Origin of the sequence: Acidovorax sp. 69, assembly GCF_002797445.1 — a bacterium.
Lineage (GTDB): Bacteria > Pseudomonadota > Gammaproteobacteria > Burkholderiales > Burkholderiaceae_C > Acidovorax.
The window spans coordinates 2,450,139-2,467,044 of sequence record NZ_PGEP01000001.1 but is presented as its reverse complement, the minus strand read 5'-3'; the positions used below and the strand labels follow the sequence as shown (position 1 = coordinate 2,467,044).

Genomic DNA, 16,906 nt, shown 5'->3' with positions numbered 1-16,906 from the left:
ATCAAAAATATAGCGAATTGATTCGACACCCATGAATACCAAACAACAACTCAAGGCCCTGGCCCAGGCCCGCCGTGGCGTCATCGTGCCCGGTGCCTTCAACGCCCTCTCCGCCCGCGTGGTGGCAGACCTGGGGTTTGAAGCGATTTACGTCACCGGCGCAGGCGTCACCAATATGTGGTTTGGCCTGCCCGACCAGGCCTTCATGGGCCTGACCGACATTGCCGACCACACGGCCCGCATCCGCGACGCAGTGGAGCTGCCACTCATCGTCGATGCCGACACGGGCTTTGGCAATGCGCTCAACACCTACCATGCGGTGCGCACTCTGGAGCGTGCAGGCGCCGACTGCATCCAGCTCGAAGACCAGGTCAGCCCCAAGCGCTGCGGGCATTTCAATGGCAAAGAGGTCATCTCCACCGACGAAATGCTGGGCAAGATCAAGGCCGCCGTGGACGCGCGCCGCGACCCCAACACCCTCATCCTGGCCCGCACCGATGCCTGCGCCACCCAGGGCTTTGAGGCGGCTGTAGAACGCGCCCAGCGTTTTCAGGAGGCCGGCGCCGACCTCTTGTTTGTCGAAGCGGTCACCACTGCCGAAGAGATCCGCGCCCTGCCCCAGCGGCTGGCGGCACCACAATTGATGAACATGGTGATCGGCGGCAAAACCCCCATCACCAGCGCCGAAGAACTGGCCGGGCTGGGCTATGGCATCGTGCTGTATGCCAACGCGGCACTGCAGGGCGCCGTGGCGGGCATGCAAAAGGCTCTGACCGTGCTGCGCGACACGCAACGCATAGACGAAGACCCGGCCCTGGTGGCGCCGTTTGCCGAGCGCCAGCGGCTGGTGCGCAAAGCCGACTGGGACTTGCTCGAACAAAAATACGGCTGAGGACTTATCACCCAAGGGGGTATATCCCCGTCGCGTTTTTGCATTCAAGCCCGCGCAAACCACCGGGGCACGGCACAATGGGCCTCCCAAGCACCCTGTGCGCTGCTCCATGCAAAGCCTTCTTTCCCTGAACGTGGTGGACCTGTTGCTCGACGCTGTCTGTGTGGTCAATACAGACAGCTCGATAGTGTTTGTCAGTCCGGCGTTCGAACGCATCTTCGGCTACACCCCCGAGGAGGTCATCGGCAAGCGCATGCTCGACATGGTGCATCCCGAAGACCTCGCCGTCACCCAGCGCCAAGCCCAAAGCGTGACGGCCGGCGCATTGCAGTTGCAGTTTGAAAACCGCTATGTGCGCAAAGACGGCTCCATCGCCCACATCCGCTGGACCGCGCGCTGGCTTCCCGACAAGCAGGTGCGCCTGGCCGTGGCCCACGACATCACCGAACGCAAGTTCACGGAATCGATGCAGGCGATGATCTATGCGATCTCGGAGGCCGCCCACACCACCCACAACCTGCAGGCGCTGTTTCAGCACATCCACCAGATCATCGGGCGGCTGCTGCCTGCCACCAACTTTGCGGTGGCCCTGTACGACGCAGACAGTGATTCGCTGAGCTTCCCCTACCGCGTCGGAGACCATGCGCCCGCCCCGGCACCCATACCCCTGGTGCAAGACAGGCTGTGTGCCGAAGTCATCCGCAGCGGCAGCACCCTGCTGCTGACCCCAGAGACCCGTGCAGCGCTCCTGCCCCCACACACGCCCCAGCAGCGCATGCCGCTGTACTGGCTGGGCGTGCCGTTGCAGACGCAAAAAGGGGCCATTGGCGTACTGGTGCTGCAAAGTGACACTGAGCAGGCCCGGTACACCGAGAAGGACAAGGAACTGCTGCAGTTCGTGTCCACGCAGGTGGCCTCTGCCATCGAGCGCAAACAGATGCACGAGCGCCTGGAGCACATGGCGCAATACGACCAGCTCACGCACCTGCCCAACCGCCAGCTGTTTCTGGACCGCCTCAAGACCGCACTGGCCCGTGCCCGGCGCGACCAGAGCCTGCTGTCGCTGCTGTTCCTCGACCTGGACGACTTCAAGCAGGTCAACGACACCTTAGGCCATGCCATGGGCGACCTGCTGCTGCAGCGGGTGGCCCAGCGGCTGATTGAATCGGTGCGCGGCTCAGACACCGTGGCACGGTTGGGCGGGGACGAGTTTGTGGTGCTGCTGGAGGGGGGCCATGCGCGCGAGCACGCGACAGCGGCCGCCGAAAAGATCCTGGCCGCCTTCAGTCAACCGTTTGATCTGGAAGGCCTTCGGCTGCACATCCAGCCCAGCATCGGCGTGGCCATCTACCCAGAGCATGGGGGTGAAGAACACCATCTGCTAGGCCATGCGGATGAAGCCATGTATGTGTCCAAAAAAAATGGCGGCAACCAGGTGCGTGTGGCCGCCTCCACGCAGCCGTCCGAGCCAGGCTTCGTGGCCCAATAGCTTCGCATCGCGGCAAGCTGCAGCCCCATGCAAGACCCGACAACGCCCATGGCCGCCACAGAGGCAGCCGTCGCCCAGCCAACGCCAGCATGGCGAAAATCCGCCAGGCGCGGGCTGCTGCGGCTGGTGGCCGCTGCGCTCACCTTGCCGGTGGCCATCGTTCTGACCATCGTTGTGCACCCCCTGTGGTCGTGGCTGGAGCGCAGCACCGGCATCGAGAGCATGGGCCGCGAGGGCCCCGCCGCCTGGTGCTACCTCACGGTATGGGGGCTGCTGGCCTTGGCCAGGGTGGTGCCAGCGCTGTGGCGCGCTGCCCGGGGCGCTGGCAGCCATCCGACCAGCGATGCCTGACAGGCTTTTGAGCGCAAGCCCCTCAACACACCCACTCCCCGCAGGGGTACAACATCGGCGCAAAAGACGTTGCCAGGGGGCGTCGCGGCACAATGCGCCCACAACCCTTCACCCCACAACACGGTTCTGCGGGCGCCCCTGGCGCCAGCGCCGCATCCCCATGCTTTACAACGCACTTCAACTCGTCCATGTCCTGTCCATCATTGTCTGGATCGGCGGCATGGTGTTTGCCCATTTCTTCTTGCGCCCTGCTGCGCTGTCGCTGGAGCCCCCGCAGCGCGTGCGCCTGATGCACGAGGTGCTGCAGCGGTTTTTTGCCGCAGTGAGCGTGGCGGTGGTGGTGGTGCTGGGCAGCGGGCTGTGGATGATTGGTCGCGTGGCCAAGCAAACCGTGCAGGCGGGTGGCAGCTTTGCCATGCCGCTGGACTGGACCATCATGGCCACGCTGGGCCTGGTGATGATGGCCCTGTTTGGCCATATCCGGTTTGCGCTGTTCAAGCGCCTGCAGCGCGCGGTGGCCGCGTCGGACTGGGCCGCTGGCGGCAAGGCGCTGGGCAGCATTCGCACGCTGGTGGGCGTCAATCTGGCGCTGGGCGTAGTGATCGTTGTCGTCACGCTGCTGATCTAGGCCTTGGGCGTTGGGCCCTGCGCCGTTCGGTCGCCCAGGCACATGGCAAGTGCAGGGTCTACCCTATTTTTGAAACCCTTGGGCGCGACCCTCGCGCTGCCGCGTGCTTTGGAGCCGGGCACACCGGGTTACCGCAGCGCCACGTAACATCGCGGCCCAAGGAGTTTTGACTTTGTTCCGTTTCTTCGAAAGCCGCCTTCCCCCGTATCCCCCTGCCGAACCCCACCTGCCACCCAAGGACTTCATGGCCTTTGTGTGGGACGGCACCCGTGGCCTGCGCGGCTACGTGGCCGCCATGGCGGGCCTGTCTGCCGCCATTGCCATGTACGAGGCGCTGCTGTTTGCGGTGCTGGGCCACGTGGTCGATTGGCTGTCGACCATTGCCCCGGCCAACCTGTGGGCCGAGCGCCAAGAGGCGCTGATCGGCATCACCGTGCTGCTTCTGGCGTCCATCGTGCTGGTGGCGGTGCAGACCAGCATCAAACACCAGGTGCTGGCCATCAACTTCCCGCTGCGCCTGCGCTGGAACTTTCACCGGCTGATGCTGGGCCAGAGCATGGCGTTCTACGCCGACGAGTTTGCGGGCCGCATCACCACCAAAATCATGCAAACCGCCCTGGCCGTGCGCGACATGATCTTTACGACCACCGACGTGGTGATCGGCATGGGCGTCTACCTGGTCACCATCCTGGTGCTGCTGGCCGGGTTTGACCTGCGGCTGCTGCTGCCGTTTGCCGGGTGGATGGTGGCTTACGGCCTGGCGTGCTGGTACTTTGTGCCGCGCCTGGGCAAGGTGGGCAAGGCACAGGCCGATGCACGCTCGGTGATGACGGGGCGCATCACCGACGCCTACACCAACATCGCCACCGTCAAGCTGTTCTCGCACACCCGGCGCGAGTCTGAATTTGCGCGCGCGGCCATGGACGCCTTCAAGCTCACTGGCTATGCACAGATGCGGCTGGTGAGCCGGTTCGAGATCGTGAACCACATTCTGGTGGTGGCGATGATCCTGTCGGCCTGCGGCACCGCGCTGTGGCTGTGGTCGCTGAGCGAGGTGGGTGCCGGTGCCGTGGCGGCCGTCACGGCCATGACGCTGCGCGTGTCGGGCCACGCCCACTGGGTGATGTGGGAGATGACCACCCTGTTCGAGAGCGTGGGCACCATCCAGGACGGCATCAACACGCTGACCCGGCCGCGCACCGTGGTCGATGCGCCCGATGCCAAGCCGCTGCAGGTCACGCAGGGCGAGGTGCGCTTTGACAACATGACGTTTGCCTACGGCCAGGGGCCCCACGCGCGAACGGTCATCGACCAGCTCAACCTGACCATTCGCCCCGGCGAAAAGATTGGCCTCATCGGCCGCTCGGGCGCGGGCAAGTCCACGCTGGTCAACCTGCTGCTGCGGTTTCACGACGTGCAGTCGGGCCGCATCCTGATCGACGGGCAGGACATTGCCCACGTGACGCAAGACAGCCTGCGCCGCCACATCGGCATGGTCACGCAAGACACGTCGCTGCTGCACCGCTCCATGCGCGACAACATCCTGTATGGCCGCCCCGATGCGAACGAGGAAGACCTCCGCCTTGCGGCCGAACGTGCCGAGGCCTCGGATTTCATCGCCACCCTGACCGACCTGCAGGGCCGCACCGGCTACGAAGCGCATGTGGGCGAGCGCGGCGTGAAGCTGTCGGGCGGCCAGCGCCAGCGCGTGGCCATTGCCCGCGTGATGCTGAAAGACGCGCCCATCTTGCTGCTCGACGAAGCCACCAGCGCGCTCGATTCCGAGGTGGAAGCCGCCATCCAGCAAAGCCTGGACGGGCTGATGCAGGGCAAAACGGTGATCGCCATTGCCCACCGCCTGTCCACCATCGCTGCCATGGACCGCCTGATCGTGATGGACGCAGGCCGCATTGTCGAAGAAGGCACGCATGCCCAGCTGTTGGGCCAAGGCGGTGTGTACGCGCGGCTGTGGGGGCACCAGAGCGGCGGTTTTTTGGGCGAATCGGAAGAGGACTGAGGCGCGGGGCACGCAGTGGCCGCCGCAGCCGATCAATCTGCCGAACCGCGCTCGCGCACCGCTTTGAACAGCAGGCCCAGGCACACCGCCATGCCCAGCATAGGCACAGCGGCCAGCAGAGCCACGGCGGTACGCGCGAGGGGCGACCACAGCCCAAGTCGCGCGCCGTGCGCCAGGCGCCAAAAGCCGCCACCAGGCCCAGGGCCGACATGCCCATGCGAAAACTCGCACCCGGTTTGAAAAAGGCGATGAGCAGCACCATGTTCGCCACGCCAACGGCCAGCGCCACATGCCCCAGGTGCACAGAGAAGCCACCACCGGATCGCCCCGGGTTCCTTGCATCCACCAGGTCGCCATCGTCCTCTTCGGCATCGTTGAGGGTGGGGGTGCGACTGCGACTGCGATTGCGCGTGGAAGCGTTTGCCGCGTTGGGGGAAGACCGAGAAGGCTGCGCGGGCTGTGCAGCTGCACCGCCTGTGCGCCCCCAGTCCGACGCGGAGAGCCCTGCAACAGCTGAAGGCGCCATCACGGCGCCGGCCACGGCCGAAGGTTTACCACCCGCCACCATGTGGGGCACCAGCCCCCTTTCGACCAGCACGGCCTGCAGGCGGCCAGGCTCGCGCAGGGCGGCCACCAGCGCACGCACGGCCGCTTGTTCGTGGGGCGCAATGCGCAGCTTGTCCACCCGCTGCGTGGCGCCGAGGGTGTTGGACAGCATGAACAAAGCCTGGGCCAACGGCACGTCCTTCGGGCCGCCTTGGCCGTCTTCGATGAGCACCCCGAGGTTGTAGGTGGCGTCGGCATGGCCCGCCTCGGCGGCCTGCGCGTACCAGGCACGGGCCTGCACCAGGTTCACCGAGCCGCCATCGCGGCCATGTTGGTCGCACAGACCCAGGTGATAGGCGGCATGCGGGTTGCCCTCGCGCGCGAACCAACCCACCAGGTCGCGCGTGACCGATCCTGTCCAAACCACTGGTACAGCCGCAGACGCGGGTGCGCCGCCCGCATGTGCCCGGGGCGCCAGGGGCGCCAGGGGCGCCAGGGGCGCCAGACTCAAGCCGCCGGGGGAATTGGCTTCTTCTGTCCGCTGCTGATGTTTCTGTGTCTGCAGCCGTTGCTCTTGCGCAGCGGCGTTCCATTTTTGGGCCTGATGCAGGTCCACCGCGCCGCCCCAGCCCCGCTCATGCATCAGGGCCAGCAGGCGCTTGGCGGGCTCATGGTCCCAGTTGGCAGCCAGGCCGCACCATCTGCGGGCGGTTTCATGGTTGGGCTGCTCCCAGCCGATCACGCACTCCAGCGCATGCTGGTAAGCCGCCACCTCGTGGCCCAAATCGGCAATGGCCTGGAGACCATCGCTGGCCTCGATGCGTTTGCGGCTGTAAAGCGCCAGTTGCTGGCAGCGGTTGAACGTGTTTTCCACTGCCTGCCGCTCGTCGTCGATGATTTGCAGCAGCTTGTCGCCAGGGGCTTGCTCCAGGCGCTTGATCAGCGCCTGGATGCGCTCTTTGGCCGCGTCAGGAAAACGCTCGTAAAAAGCTGTGGCGTCTGCCTTGGCCTGAGCGTCCTGGGCACCCATCTGCTGCAGGGCCGCAGCCAGGTCGAAATGCCGGCGTTGGTTCAAAATCCCAAAGCGCATGGCCCGGCCCAGGGTGTACATGGCGTGCGGGTTGCCGCGCGCTGCCCAGCGCCGGTACTCGGCCCACGCCGTGGCATCGTCGCCCGCATTGCGTGCGCGAACGGCTCGCTTGACCTGCAGGTCGGGCTCCCCGGGCACATCGCCGTTGCCCAGGTAATGCACGCCGTTTTGGGGGTCGTACAGGTTCAGGCCGAGCTCGGTCGCCCGCGCCCAGGCATGGTCAAAGCCAGCATCCCAATCGGGCGAGTGGATGTTCAGGCCGAAGGCGAGCGTAGGGTCTTGAGTGGTGCCATCTTTATCGTCGAGCCAAACGTCCAGGGTGTCGGGGAAGCGCTCAAGCATGTCCTTGCCCCACGCCCGATATTGGGGGTTTTGTACGGTCAGGGGGCCTTCAAAAACGCGCTCGAACTGCGCATCTGCCTCGGCCTTGGTGGTGGCCCAGGGCCAGTCGGCAGGCTTTTGCCAAAGCTGCACCGTGTAACTCATGCCATCCATCCCAAGCCAGTGCGTGTGGCCAGTTGTGTGTAGTCGCTGGATTCTAGGGAACCGCTCATCGGGGCGCTTTTCTCCGCAACACGGGGCACACCGATCACGCTGGAACCGGCACATCACAGCGACTGGGGCCGGCAATTTTTGCCTTGCGCGCGACAATGAGCGCCTGCTGCGTCCCCGCCATGCGCTCCGTCCGCCAAAGCCCGGTGCGGGGCGGAGCCTTGCTGCAACCCCAGGCCTGGATGGCCAATTTAGATCAAAACCCGCCCTAGCGCTTGCAGCGATTGCACAAGCAGCTACTATATTTATAGCATTTTCGTTTTCACACGCGCCCCATGACATCCACCGCACCGCTTGCACTCGATATGCCCATCCCCACCGGAGAACAGCTCAAGGCGACCCGTGTTGCTGCAGGGCTGAGCCAGGCCCAGGCGGCCGAACTCATGGGCTACCCGCTGCAAACCGGCAGCCGGGGCGGCGTGCAGTCGCGCACCTGGCAGGCGCTGGAGAGCATGACCGATGAGCGCAATATGCAAGGCCCGGTGTATGCGATGTTTCTGCTGCTCACGGGGCAGCACCCAGATTGGGTGTTGGCCCCGCACACGACATCGGCGGGCACTGCCACAAGCTCCTGACATACGGCACAGGCAAAAAAGGCAGAACCGCCCGAAAGCGGTTCCGCCCAATCTTTACAGGGAGAGAGGGGTCGCCCGAGCGTTCAGTCCACCTTGATGTTGGCCGCCTTGATGACCTGCGCCCATTTGTCCACTTCGGCTTTCTGGAACGTGGCAATCTGGGACACGTTCATGTCGGCGGGTTCCATGCCAAAACCCTTGAGGCGGGTCTGCATGTCGGGCTGGGCCAGGATCTTGCGGATCTCGTCGTGCAAACGGGAGACCACCGGTGTTGGCGTACCGGTGGGTACAAAGATGGCTTGCCACGACTGCACTTCAAAGTCCTTGAGTTCGGCCACACCGGACTCGGCCACCGTGGGGACATCGGGCATAGATGCCAGGCGCTTGGACGACGTAACGGCAATGGCGCGCAGCTTGCCGCTCTGGATGTGCGGTGCCGCCACCACCGTGGTGTCGAACATCATGTCCACCTGCCCACTGATCACATCCTGAATGGCGGGGCCACTGCCCTTGTAGGGGATGTGCGTGAACTTCACACCCGACTTGTAGGCCAGCAGCTCCACTGCCAGATGTTGTGAGCTGCCCGTGCCCGCCGAAGCGGACGACAGCCCCCCCTGCTTGCCCTTGGCCGCAGCCAATATGTCCTTGAGCGTCTTGTAGGGGCTGTTGGCAGACACCACCAGAACCACTGGGTTGGTGCCAATCAGGGTGACGGGGCTGAAGGACTTGATAGGGTCGTAGCCGAGCTTGGGATACAGACTGATGTTGATGGCGTGCGAACTGACGGTGCCGCCCAGCAGCGTATAGCCATCGGGAGCGGAGCGTGCCGCCGCCTCCGAGCCAATACTGCCTGCCGCCCCGCCTTTGTTTTCGACCACCACGGTGGTGCCCAGGGCCGTGCCCAGTTGCTGGCCAATCAGGCGCCCCAGCGTGTCAGTGGTTCCGCCGGCCGCAAAGGGCACCACGTAGCTGATGGTCTTGCCCGTGGGCCAGGCGCTCTGGGCCATGGCGGGCAGCGCAATCAGCGTGCCTGCGGCGACCAGGGCAGCGGATTGAAGAAGGGTTCTGCGTTGCATGGTGCTTGTCTCCTGAGTGTTATGAAAAGTGGTGTGAAAGGTGAGGGCCGGTGCCGCGAAGGTCTGCCAGGTCACTGCAGATCGACGATCTCGACCCAGTTGGGGTTCTTGCCCACGGGCACGCGGGTGGGCACACCCGGCAGACCGGTGGCCGGGTCAATGGGGTGCAGCGCGATGTGGTGCGATTCCTGCCCTGCTGCGATCAGAAAGCGGCCAGAGGCATCCACCGCAAAACCGCGCGGTGATTTTTCGGTGGGCACCTGGCCCAGGGGCTGCAACTGACCGGTAGCCGCATCGACGCGAAAGCTGCTCAGCGTGCTGGAGGTGCGCTCGGACGCATACAGCGTGCGCCCATCAGGCGACAGGTGCAGATCAGCGGCCCAGGGCTTGCCAGCGAACCCTGCAGGCAATGCCGTGGTGCGCTGCACAGAGCGCAGCAAACCACGCTCCTTGTCATAGGCCATCACATGCACGGCTGCGTCCAGCTCATTGAGCACATACATGAAGCGCTGCCCCTGGTCCCAGACAAAATGGCGCGGACCGGATTTTTCAGGGCCTACCGGGGTGAGCGCGGGCTCGTGTGCTGTAAGTTTTCCGGTCTCGGCATCAAACCGCCAGGCGGAAAGGTTGTCGCCGCCCAGGCTGGTGGCAAACACGTAGCGGTTGCTGGCGTCAACATGGATGGCGTGCGCATTGGGCGCCGTGGGGATGAGCTGCTGCACAGCGCCCACTGCGCCGTCTTTGCCAATGCTGTTGACTGTGATCTTGTGGCCGGGGTAAGACGCCGCAAACAGCCAGCGGCCGGTGGCATCGGTATCAATATTGGCCATGCTGTCGGCCAACGAGGCCTCGCCCAGCTTGCGCAGCCTGCCGCTGGCCGGGTCAATGGCCAGGCTCACCACCCGAAAGGGCTGCGAGCGCAGCGCGACATACAACACCTTTTTGTCCGGGCTCACGGCCATGGGCATGGCGGCTCCCGCAACGGGCACGGTTTCTACAGGCCTGAGCATGGCGGCGCTGCGATCCAGCTCCAACACCGTCACATCCTGGCTGTCGGCATTGGAGACGTACACCCAGGTAGCCGCCGACACCCCTTGCGCCGACAGCATGAGGACCCCCATGGAGAGTACCCAGGGAGCGGCTCGGCAGCAGGCGCGAAGTTCAATGGTCATGTGGTGTCCCCAGGTAGTGGCTGCGTTGCAAACGGAAGAAGCGCGGCCAAGCTTGTTGCTGTCGCTGCCTGTAGCCATCAAGGCAAAGGCCTGCTCGTTTCATGTATTGGGTCATTCGTCATATGTTGTCATACAACAAGCGTGCCATTGTGCGACAGAGCTGGTGCTGTGACACAAAGGGATTACCCGAGGTCAATGCGCTTCTCTCCGATGTGATTTCATAGGTGAAATGTCGAATTTCACCGCCAGATTCTCAGTAAAAACCCTGGGATTGAGCCTTCGTTAACGGATTTTTTGGGTTGCCGATTGCATCGGGTTCAACTTTGTTGTACGATGACTAACAACATCAGACCACGGAGACATATCCCATGACCTTGAACCGCCGCGCCATCCTTCTGGCATGCACCGCCGCCTTGGCCGCTGCTTCTGCCACCGCCCAAACCACAGAATGGCCAGCCAAGACCTTGCGCATCGTGGTGCCCTACCCTCCAGGAGGCAGCTCGGACATCATTGCCCGCTCCATCAGCCAGTCGCTGTCCGAAGCGCTCAAGCAAACGGTCATCGTCGAAAACAAACCCGGAGCCAATGGCAACCTGGGTGCCGACTTCGTGGCCAAGGCCGAGCCAGACGGCTACACCATGCTGCTGTGCGATGTGGGCGCGCTGGCGATCAGCCCCTCGGTCTATACCAAGCTGTCGTTCGATCCGTCCAAGGACCTGCGTGGCGTGACCATGCTGGCCTACTCACCCCACCTGTTGGTGGTGCACCCGTCGGTGCCGGTGAACAACCTGCAGGAACTGGTGGCGTACTCCAAAAAGAACGATCTGAATTTTGCCGTGACGGCCACGGGCAGCGCGCCCCACCTGGCCGGTGTGGCGCTGGAGCGCGCCAGCGGCGCTCGCTGGCAATACATCCCCTACAAGGGTGGCGTCACTGCCATCCAGGACACCGTGGCCGGCCAAACCCAGGTGCTCATGAACGGCATGCTGGCCACCCTGCCCCAGGTGCAGAGCGGCAAGCTCAAGGTGCTGGGGGTCTCCAAGGCCACCCGTATGCCACTGCTCGGCAACGTGCCCACCATCGCCGAGCAGGGCGTGGCCGGGTATGAATCCGGTACCTGGCAAGGTGTGTTGCTGCCACGCGGCACGCCCGAGGCTGTGGTGCAAAAGCTCAACAAGGCCCTCATCACGGCAATCCGCGCTCCCGACATCCGCTCGCGCCTGGCCGGCCAGGGCGCCGAGGTGGTGACCATGACTTCCACGGAACAGGACCAGTTCTTTACCAAGGAACGCGCCCGCTGGGCCAGCGTGGTCAAAGCCGCCAACATCAAACTCGACTGAACGCCTGTTTCCCTCCATTTCTTCATTCCTCTAGCTCCGCTCACACCATGAACCCGCAAGAACTCAAATCCATCATGGGCTCCGGCCTGCTCTCGTTCCCCGTCACCGACTTCAATGCCCAGGGCGACTTCAACGCCAAGGGCTATGCCGAGCGCCTGGAGTGGCTGGCCCCTTATGGCGCCACCGCCCTGTTCGCCGCCGGCGGCACGGGCGAGTTCTTCTCGCTCACCGGTGACGAGTACCCCTCCATCATCAAGACGGCTGTGGACACCTGCCGCGGCAAGGTGCCCATCATTGCCGGTGCCGGTGGCCCCACGCGTTTTGCCATCCAGTGCGCCCAGGAGGCCGAGAAGGCCGGTGCCCACGGCGTCCTGCTGTTGCCCCACTACCTGACCGAAGCCGGCCAGGAGGGCCTGATCGAGCATGTGGCGGCCGTTTGCAATAGCGTGAAGTTCGGCGTCATCGTCTACAACCGCGACCGCACCAAGCTGACCGCCAATTCGCTGGCCATCCTGGCCGATCGTTGTCCGAACCTGATCGGTTTCAAGGACGGCGTGGGCAACATCGAGACCATGTCGTCCATCTTCATGAAGATGGGTGACCGTTTTTCGTACCTGGGTGGCCTGCCGACGGCCGAGGTGTATGCAGCGGCCTACAAGGCGCTGGGCACGCCGGTGTATTCGTCGGCGGTGTTCAACTTCATCCCCAAGACGGCGATGGACTTCTACAAGGCGGTGGCCGCTGATGACACTGCGACGCAGCACAAGCTGCTCAAGGAGTTCTTCATGCCCTACCTGGACATCCGCAACAAGGTGGAAGGCTATGGCGTGAGCATCATCAAGGCGGGCGCCACCATCGTGGGCCATGGTGCGGGCCCGGTGCGTGCGCCGCTGACGGACTTGAAGCCCCAAGAGATGGAGGCTCTCAAGGCGCTCATCGACAAGCTCGGCCCGCAGTAAGTCCTCCAAGGGGCCTGGTATCCACCAGGCCCCTTTTTCCATGGCACATCCCGCGACGCGATCGGCCGTGCACGAACGGGCCGTGTCACCGTGGCACGCCCATCCTGGTTCATCAAACACAACAATGGAGACAGACAAGATGTTCAAGCAATTCGTCCTCGCCACGGCAGCCGCCTTGGCCATTGCCACGCTTGCAGGCTGCGCGTCCAGCAGCCCTGCCGGAGGTGTCGCAGCCGAGCAATCGGTGGCCATCGCCGCCGAGCGCCTGCGCGTGGCCATGGTCGACCCGACGCAGGCCGCGCTGGCCCAGCTTGTGGCCGACGACCTGAGCTACGGCCATTCGGGCGGCAAGGTGGACACCAAGTCCAGCTTCATCAGTGACCTGCTCGCAGGCAAGTCCGACTTCGTGACCATCGCCATCAGCGACCAGACCATCAAGGTCGTGGGCAACACCGCCATCGTGCGCCACACCCTGACGGCCGACACCAACGATTCGGGCAAGCCGGGCAAGGTGCAGATCAAGATCCTGGGCGTCTGGCAGCAACAGGGCAGCGACTGGAAGCTGCTGGCCCGCCAGGCAGTGCGTGTAAGCACCTGACCCCCTGAGCCGCTTTGCGCCGCCCCTCTGAAGGGACGCCGCCGGTGGCCTGGCAAAGCCAGCTCCACCGGTGGCACGGGCGCAAGCGCGCGCCAGCCTCGGAAATACAGCCCCTGGTCCACGGCCCCATGGCGGCTCACGTACATTTATCGCCCCCCCCGACCACCTCAACGCCTTCACGCAGCGTCACCTTCCACTCCTTTGCAATGACCACTGCCCCCCAGCCCCGCATCCTGCAGATCGCCCGCCTGCCACTTCCCGCCCTGGAGACCGACTTGGCCGCCCGCTACGACGTGGTCTGCCTGTCCGACCAGGCCAACCCTTCGGCTTTCCTGGCCGAGCATGGCGCCAGCTTCACGGGCGTGGTCACGTCGGCTTCGATCGGGCTCAAGGGCGAAGTGATCGCAGCGCTTGCGAACCTGCAGGTCATCAGCAGCTTCGGCGTGGGCTTCGACTCGCTGGACGTTGCCGCCGCGCATGCGCGCGGCATCCCCGTGGGCTACACCCCCGACGTGCTCAACGATTGCGTGGCCGACATGGCGTTCGCACTGATGCTCGACGTCTCGCGCGGCGTGGCCGCCAGCGACCGTTTTGTGCGCCGTGGTGAATGGCCCAAGGCCCGCTACGCTCCGCTCACGCGCGTGTCGGGCAAGCGCCTCGGGATCGTCGGCATGGGCCGCATCGGCCTGGCGGTGGCCGAGCGCGCCACGGGCTTTCACATGGACGTGGGCTACTACAACCGCAGCATCGCCAAGGGCACCACACTCCCCCGTTTCGACTCGCTTCTGGCACTGGCCGAGTGGGCCGACTACCTGGTTCTGACGGTGGCCGGTGGTGCATCCACCCACCACATGGTCAACCGCGAAGTGCTTGATGCCCTGGGGCCCAAGGGCTACCTGATCAATGTGGCACGCGGTACCGTGGTCGATGAGGCCGCGCTGGTCGAGGCCCTTCAACAAGGCCGTATCGCCGGCGCCGGTCTCGACGTGTTCGAGAACGAGCCGCAAGTGCCCGCCGCACTGATGGAACTCGACAACGCGGTTCTCACCCCACACACCGCTAGCGCCACCCACGAAACCCGCCGCGCGATGGCCGACCTGGTGTTGGAAAACCTGGAATCCTTCTTCGCCACGGGCACCTTGCGCGCACCCGTTCCAACCCACTGAAGCGAAAAATACCGACTGGCATACGCCAGCGGGGACAGAAAAGGGCGCGCCACCGGGAACGCGTCGTCCCGATTACTTCAATACACCTTTGGAGATGTCCATCACCATGCGCGTAGCCAAGTAAAGGCGCGGCACGATGGTGTTGATCTGCACGTACTCGGCATCGTTGGAGTGGGCTCCATAGCCCGACAACCCCATCCCCTCGACCACTGCTCCCTTGGTCTTAAGGGCCGCGAAAGCGGCATCGGTACCGCCGCCTGTGGCTTTTTCCACCACAGAGAGCGGCAGGCCCAGCTCCTGGTAGATGACCTTGCCGTAGCCCGCCACGCGGCGTGATGCCTCGCTGGCCTCCAGCGGCGGACGGCGCACCTCGAACTTCGCATCCACCTTGGAGCCAGGCAGCAACTTGGTCTTGATCTTCTCCTGCAGCGCTTTTTCAAGCCCGTCAAAGTCAGCCACCTTGAGGGCACGCGCATCGGCCTGGGCCGTGGCTTCGGCCGGGATCACGTTGCGGTTGGTGCCAGCTTTGGACACGGTCCAGTTGAGCTTGAGTCCCTCGTCGGTTTTAGACAAGTCCTTCATCTGCAGCAACTGGTGCGACAGCTCGTACAGCGCATTGACGCCGTCTTCTGGTTTGGCACCGGCGTGCGATGCCTTGCCCTGCACCGTGAGGTAGGCCGCGCCGATGCCGCTGGTGGCAAGGCGCAAGGTGCCATCGGTACCGCCGCCTTCAAAGGAAAACACCACATCCTGCTCGGCAGCGACGCGGGTGATGGTGCTGCGCCAGCCGGGCGAGCTGATCTCTTCGTCGCCATTGATCAGCACAGTGAGGGTGCCGTAGTCCTTGAAGTTGAGCTTTTGCAGCACCGCCACAGTGTGGAGGATGAGCGCAATGCCCTGCTTGTCGTCCGAAATGCCCAGGCCATAGGCCCTGTTGCCCTCAATGCGGAACGGCTGGGCCTTGAGCATGCCCTTGAGGTACACCGTGTCCATGTGCGCAATCAGCATGATCTTTTGGCTGCCCGTGCCCTTGAACACCGCCTGCACGGCCGGGCCCACCTTCTCGGGCGTGTCGTCCAGGCGGTAGACATCGCTGGTCTGCAGCACCTCCACCGCACCGCCCAGTTGCTTGAGTTGGCTGGCAATGCGCTCAGCAATCTGATTGAGCCCCTCGATGTCCTTGCTGCCCGACTCGATGTGCACCAGGTCGCGCAGGGTATCGAGCAGCGGCTGCTGCTCTTTCTGGGCCAATGCATGCACATCGGCCACAGGTGCGGCCTGGGCCGTGGCCAGCGTGAAGGCCATGGCCATGGCGACCATGAGGGGACGAATCACAGACGGGGTGGTGGGCTGGTATGGCATGAGGCAATAGTGCAAAAAAGAACAAAGCGAGGGGTGGCGTGCATGGACATTATGGGGTGCATGAAATGCCAATTTCATGAGCCAACCGTTCTACAACATTCACCCCAAACCCGACCACCGTTACAACAGCTCCACGCCCTTCAGCGTCACAAAACTCGTGTCCCGCGTCACCTGCACAAAGTCTTGCAGATACGGCTTGGCCGACAGGCCCGGCAGGCTTGCGGCGTGCAGCTCACCCCGCAAGCCCTTCGAGCCAGGCCCCACAGCAATCGGCCGGGCTGTGACATACCCCCGGTCCAGATAACTCTGCACCGCCCACAGCGGCAGCGCCGCCACGCCGCGCCCGCTGGCCACCAGCTGCAGCATGGCAACCGTGAGCTCGGTGGTGCGGCGCGGGGGGCGCACACCAGCGGGCTCCAGCACCTGGCGGATCAAATCGAGCATCTCGTCGGGCACGGGGTAGGTGATGATGGTCTGGTCGGCAAAGTCATCTGCCGCCAAGTGCGGCTTGGCTACCAGCGGGTGCGTGTTGGCCAGCAACGCGCGGATCTCAAAGCCAAACAGCGCGTGGTAGTCCACGCCCGCCTCGTCCGCATCCACCTCCGACACGATGGCCACGTCGGCCCGGCCCTGGTGCAGCAGGCCCACCGGGTCGGCATGAAAGCCGCTCACGATGTCCAGCTCCACCTCGGGCCAGCGGGTGCGAAAGGCGTCCATCGCGGGCATGAGCCAGTCAAAGCAGGTGTGGCATTCCACCGCAATGCGCATCTGCCCTCCCTGCCCCAGCACAAAGCGGGCGATATCGCGCTCGGCCCCTTCCACCTGGGGCAGCACTCCATCGGCCAGCGCCAGCAGCCGCTCGCCCACGGCGGTGAACTGCGGCGGCACCGATTTGCGCTCGAACAGCGGCTGGCCGTAGCGGTCTTCCAGCAGCTTGATCTGGTGCGACAGCGCCGACTGCGTGAGGTTGAGCAACTGCGCGGCCCGCACCAAGCTGCCGCTGTCGCGCAAGGCCACCAGCGTGCGCAGGTGGCGCACTTCCAGAATGGACTGGTTCATTATTAATTTTCAAGTTGATCATCTAAAACTTTCA

At 64.3% G+C, this 16,906-nt stretch carries 14 protein-coding genes and 1 pseudogene; 10 read left to right on the top strand and 5 right to left on the bottom strand.

What is annotated here, in order from left to right; all coding sequences use genetic code 11:
- Positions 1-31: 31 nt before the first annotated feature.
- The 5 genes from CLU85_RS11320 to CLU85_RS11300 all read left to right on the top strand — a co-directional run bounded on the left by CLU85_RS11320 (position 32) and on the right by CLU85_RS11300 (position 5,377).
- Positions 32-892 carry an oxaloacetate decarboxylase gene (locus CLU85_RS11320; RefSeq protein WP_100410348.1) on the top strand — a complete coding sequence of 287 codons (861 nt, stop codon included), beginning with the start codon at positions 32-34 and terminating at the stop codon, positions 890-892.
- 109 nt (positions 893-1,001) lie between these two features.
- Complete coding sequence (locus CLU85_RS11315) at positions 1,002-2,381, top strand: diguanylate cyclase domain-containing protein (protein ID WP_100410347.1); 1,380 nt, start codon at positions 1,002-1,004, stop codon at positions 2,379-2,381.
- A 27-nt stretch (positions 2,382-2,408) separates the two neighbouring features.
- Entirely contained in the window at positions 2,409-2,732 is a 324-nt protein-coding gene (locus CLU85_RS11310) for a hypothetical protein (protein ID WP_157803958.1), read from the top strand.
- Positions 2,733-2,892: 160 nt separating this feature from the next.
- Positions 2,893-3,360 carry a CopD family protein gene (locus CLU85_RS11305; protein ID WP_100410345.1) on the top strand — a complete coding sequence of 156 codons (468 nt, stop codon included), beginning with the start codon at positions 2,893-2,895 and terminating at the stop codon, positions 3,358-3,360.
- 172 nt (positions 3,361-3,532) lie between these two features.
- Positions 3,533-5,377 carry an ABC transporter ATP-binding protein gene (locus tag CLU85_RS11300; protein ID WP_100410344.1) on the top strand — a complete coding sequence of 615 codons (1,845 nt, stop codon included), beginning with the start codon at positions 3,533-3,535 and terminating at the stop codon, positions 5,375-5,377.
- Positions 5,378-6,230: 853 nt separating this feature from the next.
- On the opposite strand, the pseudogene CLU85_RS23355 reads toward CLU85_RS11300, so the two are convergent.
- Positions 6,231-6,566: pseudogene (locus CLU85_RS23355) on the bottom strand (sel1 repeat family protein); the annotation flags it as partial.
- A gap of 1,274 nt (positions 6,567-7,840) precedes the next feature.
- On the opposite strand from CLU85_RS23355, the gene CLU85_RS11290 reads away from it, so the two are divergent.
- On the top strand, positions 7,841-8,140 hold the full coding sequence (locus CLU85_RS11290) for a helix-turn-helix transcriptional regulator (RefSeq protein ID WP_100410343.1): 300 nt from the start codon (positions 7,841-7,843) through the stop codon (positions 8,138-8,140).
- An 83-nt stretch (positions 8,141-8,223) separates the two neighbouring features.
- Here CLU85_RS11290 and CLU85_RS11285 read toward each other — a convergent pair whose 3' ends face one another.
- Both CLU85_RS11285 and CLU85_RS11280 read right to left on the bottom strand, forming a co-directional pair.
- On the bottom strand, positions 8,224-9,216 hold the full coding sequence (locus tag CLU85_RS11285; RefSeq protein ID WP_100410342.1) for a tripartite tricarboxylate transporter substrate binding protein: 993 nt from the start codon (positions 9,214-9,216) through the stop codon (positions 8,224-8,226).
- Between the two features lie 71 nt (positions 9,217-9,287).
- Entirely contained in the window at positions 9,288-10,337 is a 1,050-nt protein-coding gene (locus CLU85_RS11280; protein ID WP_369858313.1) for a lactonase family protein, read from the bottom strand.
- Positions 10,338-10,756: 419 nt separating this feature from the next.
- On the opposite strand from CLU85_RS11280, the gene CLU85_RS11275 reads away from it, so the two are divergent.
- The 4 genes from CLU85_RS11275 to CLU85_RS11260 all read left to right on the top strand — a co-directional run bounded on the left by CLU85_RS11275 (position 10,757) and on the right by CLU85_RS11260 (position 14,451).
- Positions 10,757-11,728 carry a tripartite tricarboxylate transporter substrate binding protein gene (locus tag CLU85_RS11275; RefSeq protein ID WP_100410340.1) on the top strand — a complete coding sequence of 324 codons (972 nt, stop codon included), beginning with the start codon at positions 10,757-10,759 and terminating at the stop codon, positions 11,726-11,728.
- Positions 11,729-11,775: 47 nt separating this feature from the next.
- The gene (gene kdgD, locus CLU85_RS11270) at positions 11,776-12,687 is read left to right on the top strand and encodes a 5-dehydro-4-deoxyglucarate dehydratase (RefSeq protein ID WP_100410339.1); all 912 of its coding nucleotides are present in this window, start codon (positions 11,776-11,778) and stop codon (positions 12,685-12,687) included.
- Positions 12,688-12,826: 139 nt separating this feature from the next.
- The gene (locus CLU85_RS11265; protein ID WP_100412490.1) at positions 12,827-13,285 is read left to right on the top strand and encodes a nuclear transport factor 2 family protein; all 459 of its coding nucleotides are present in this window, start codon (positions 12,827-12,829) and stop codon (positions 13,283-13,285) included.
- A 206-nt stretch (positions 13,286-13,491) separates the two neighbouring features.
- Positions 13,492-14,451 carry a 2-hydroxyacid dehydrogenase gene (locus tag CLU85_RS11260; RefSeq protein ID WP_100410338.1) on the top strand — a complete coding sequence of 320 codons (960 nt, stop codon included), beginning with the start codon at positions 13,492-13,494 and terminating at the stop codon, positions 14,449-14,451.
- Between the two features lie 72 nt (positions 14,452-14,523).
- Here the strand turns inward: CLU85_RS11260 and CLU85_RS11255 are convergent, their stop codons facing one another.
- Complete coding sequence (locus CLU85_RS11255; protein ID WP_100410337.1) at positions 14,524-15,813, bottom strand: M20/M25/M40 family metallo-hydrolase; 1,290 nt, start codon at positions 15,811-15,813, stop codon at positions 14,524-14,526.
- A 120-nt stretch (positions 15,814-15,933) separates the two neighbouring features.
- Positions 15,934-16,872: a LysR family transcriptional regulator gene (locus tag CLU85_RS11250; protein WP_100410336.1), complete on the bottom strand. Its 939-nt coding sequence runs from the start codon at positions 16,870-16,872 to the stop codon at positions 15,934-15,936.
- Positions 16,873-16,906: the final 34 nt, after the last annotated feature.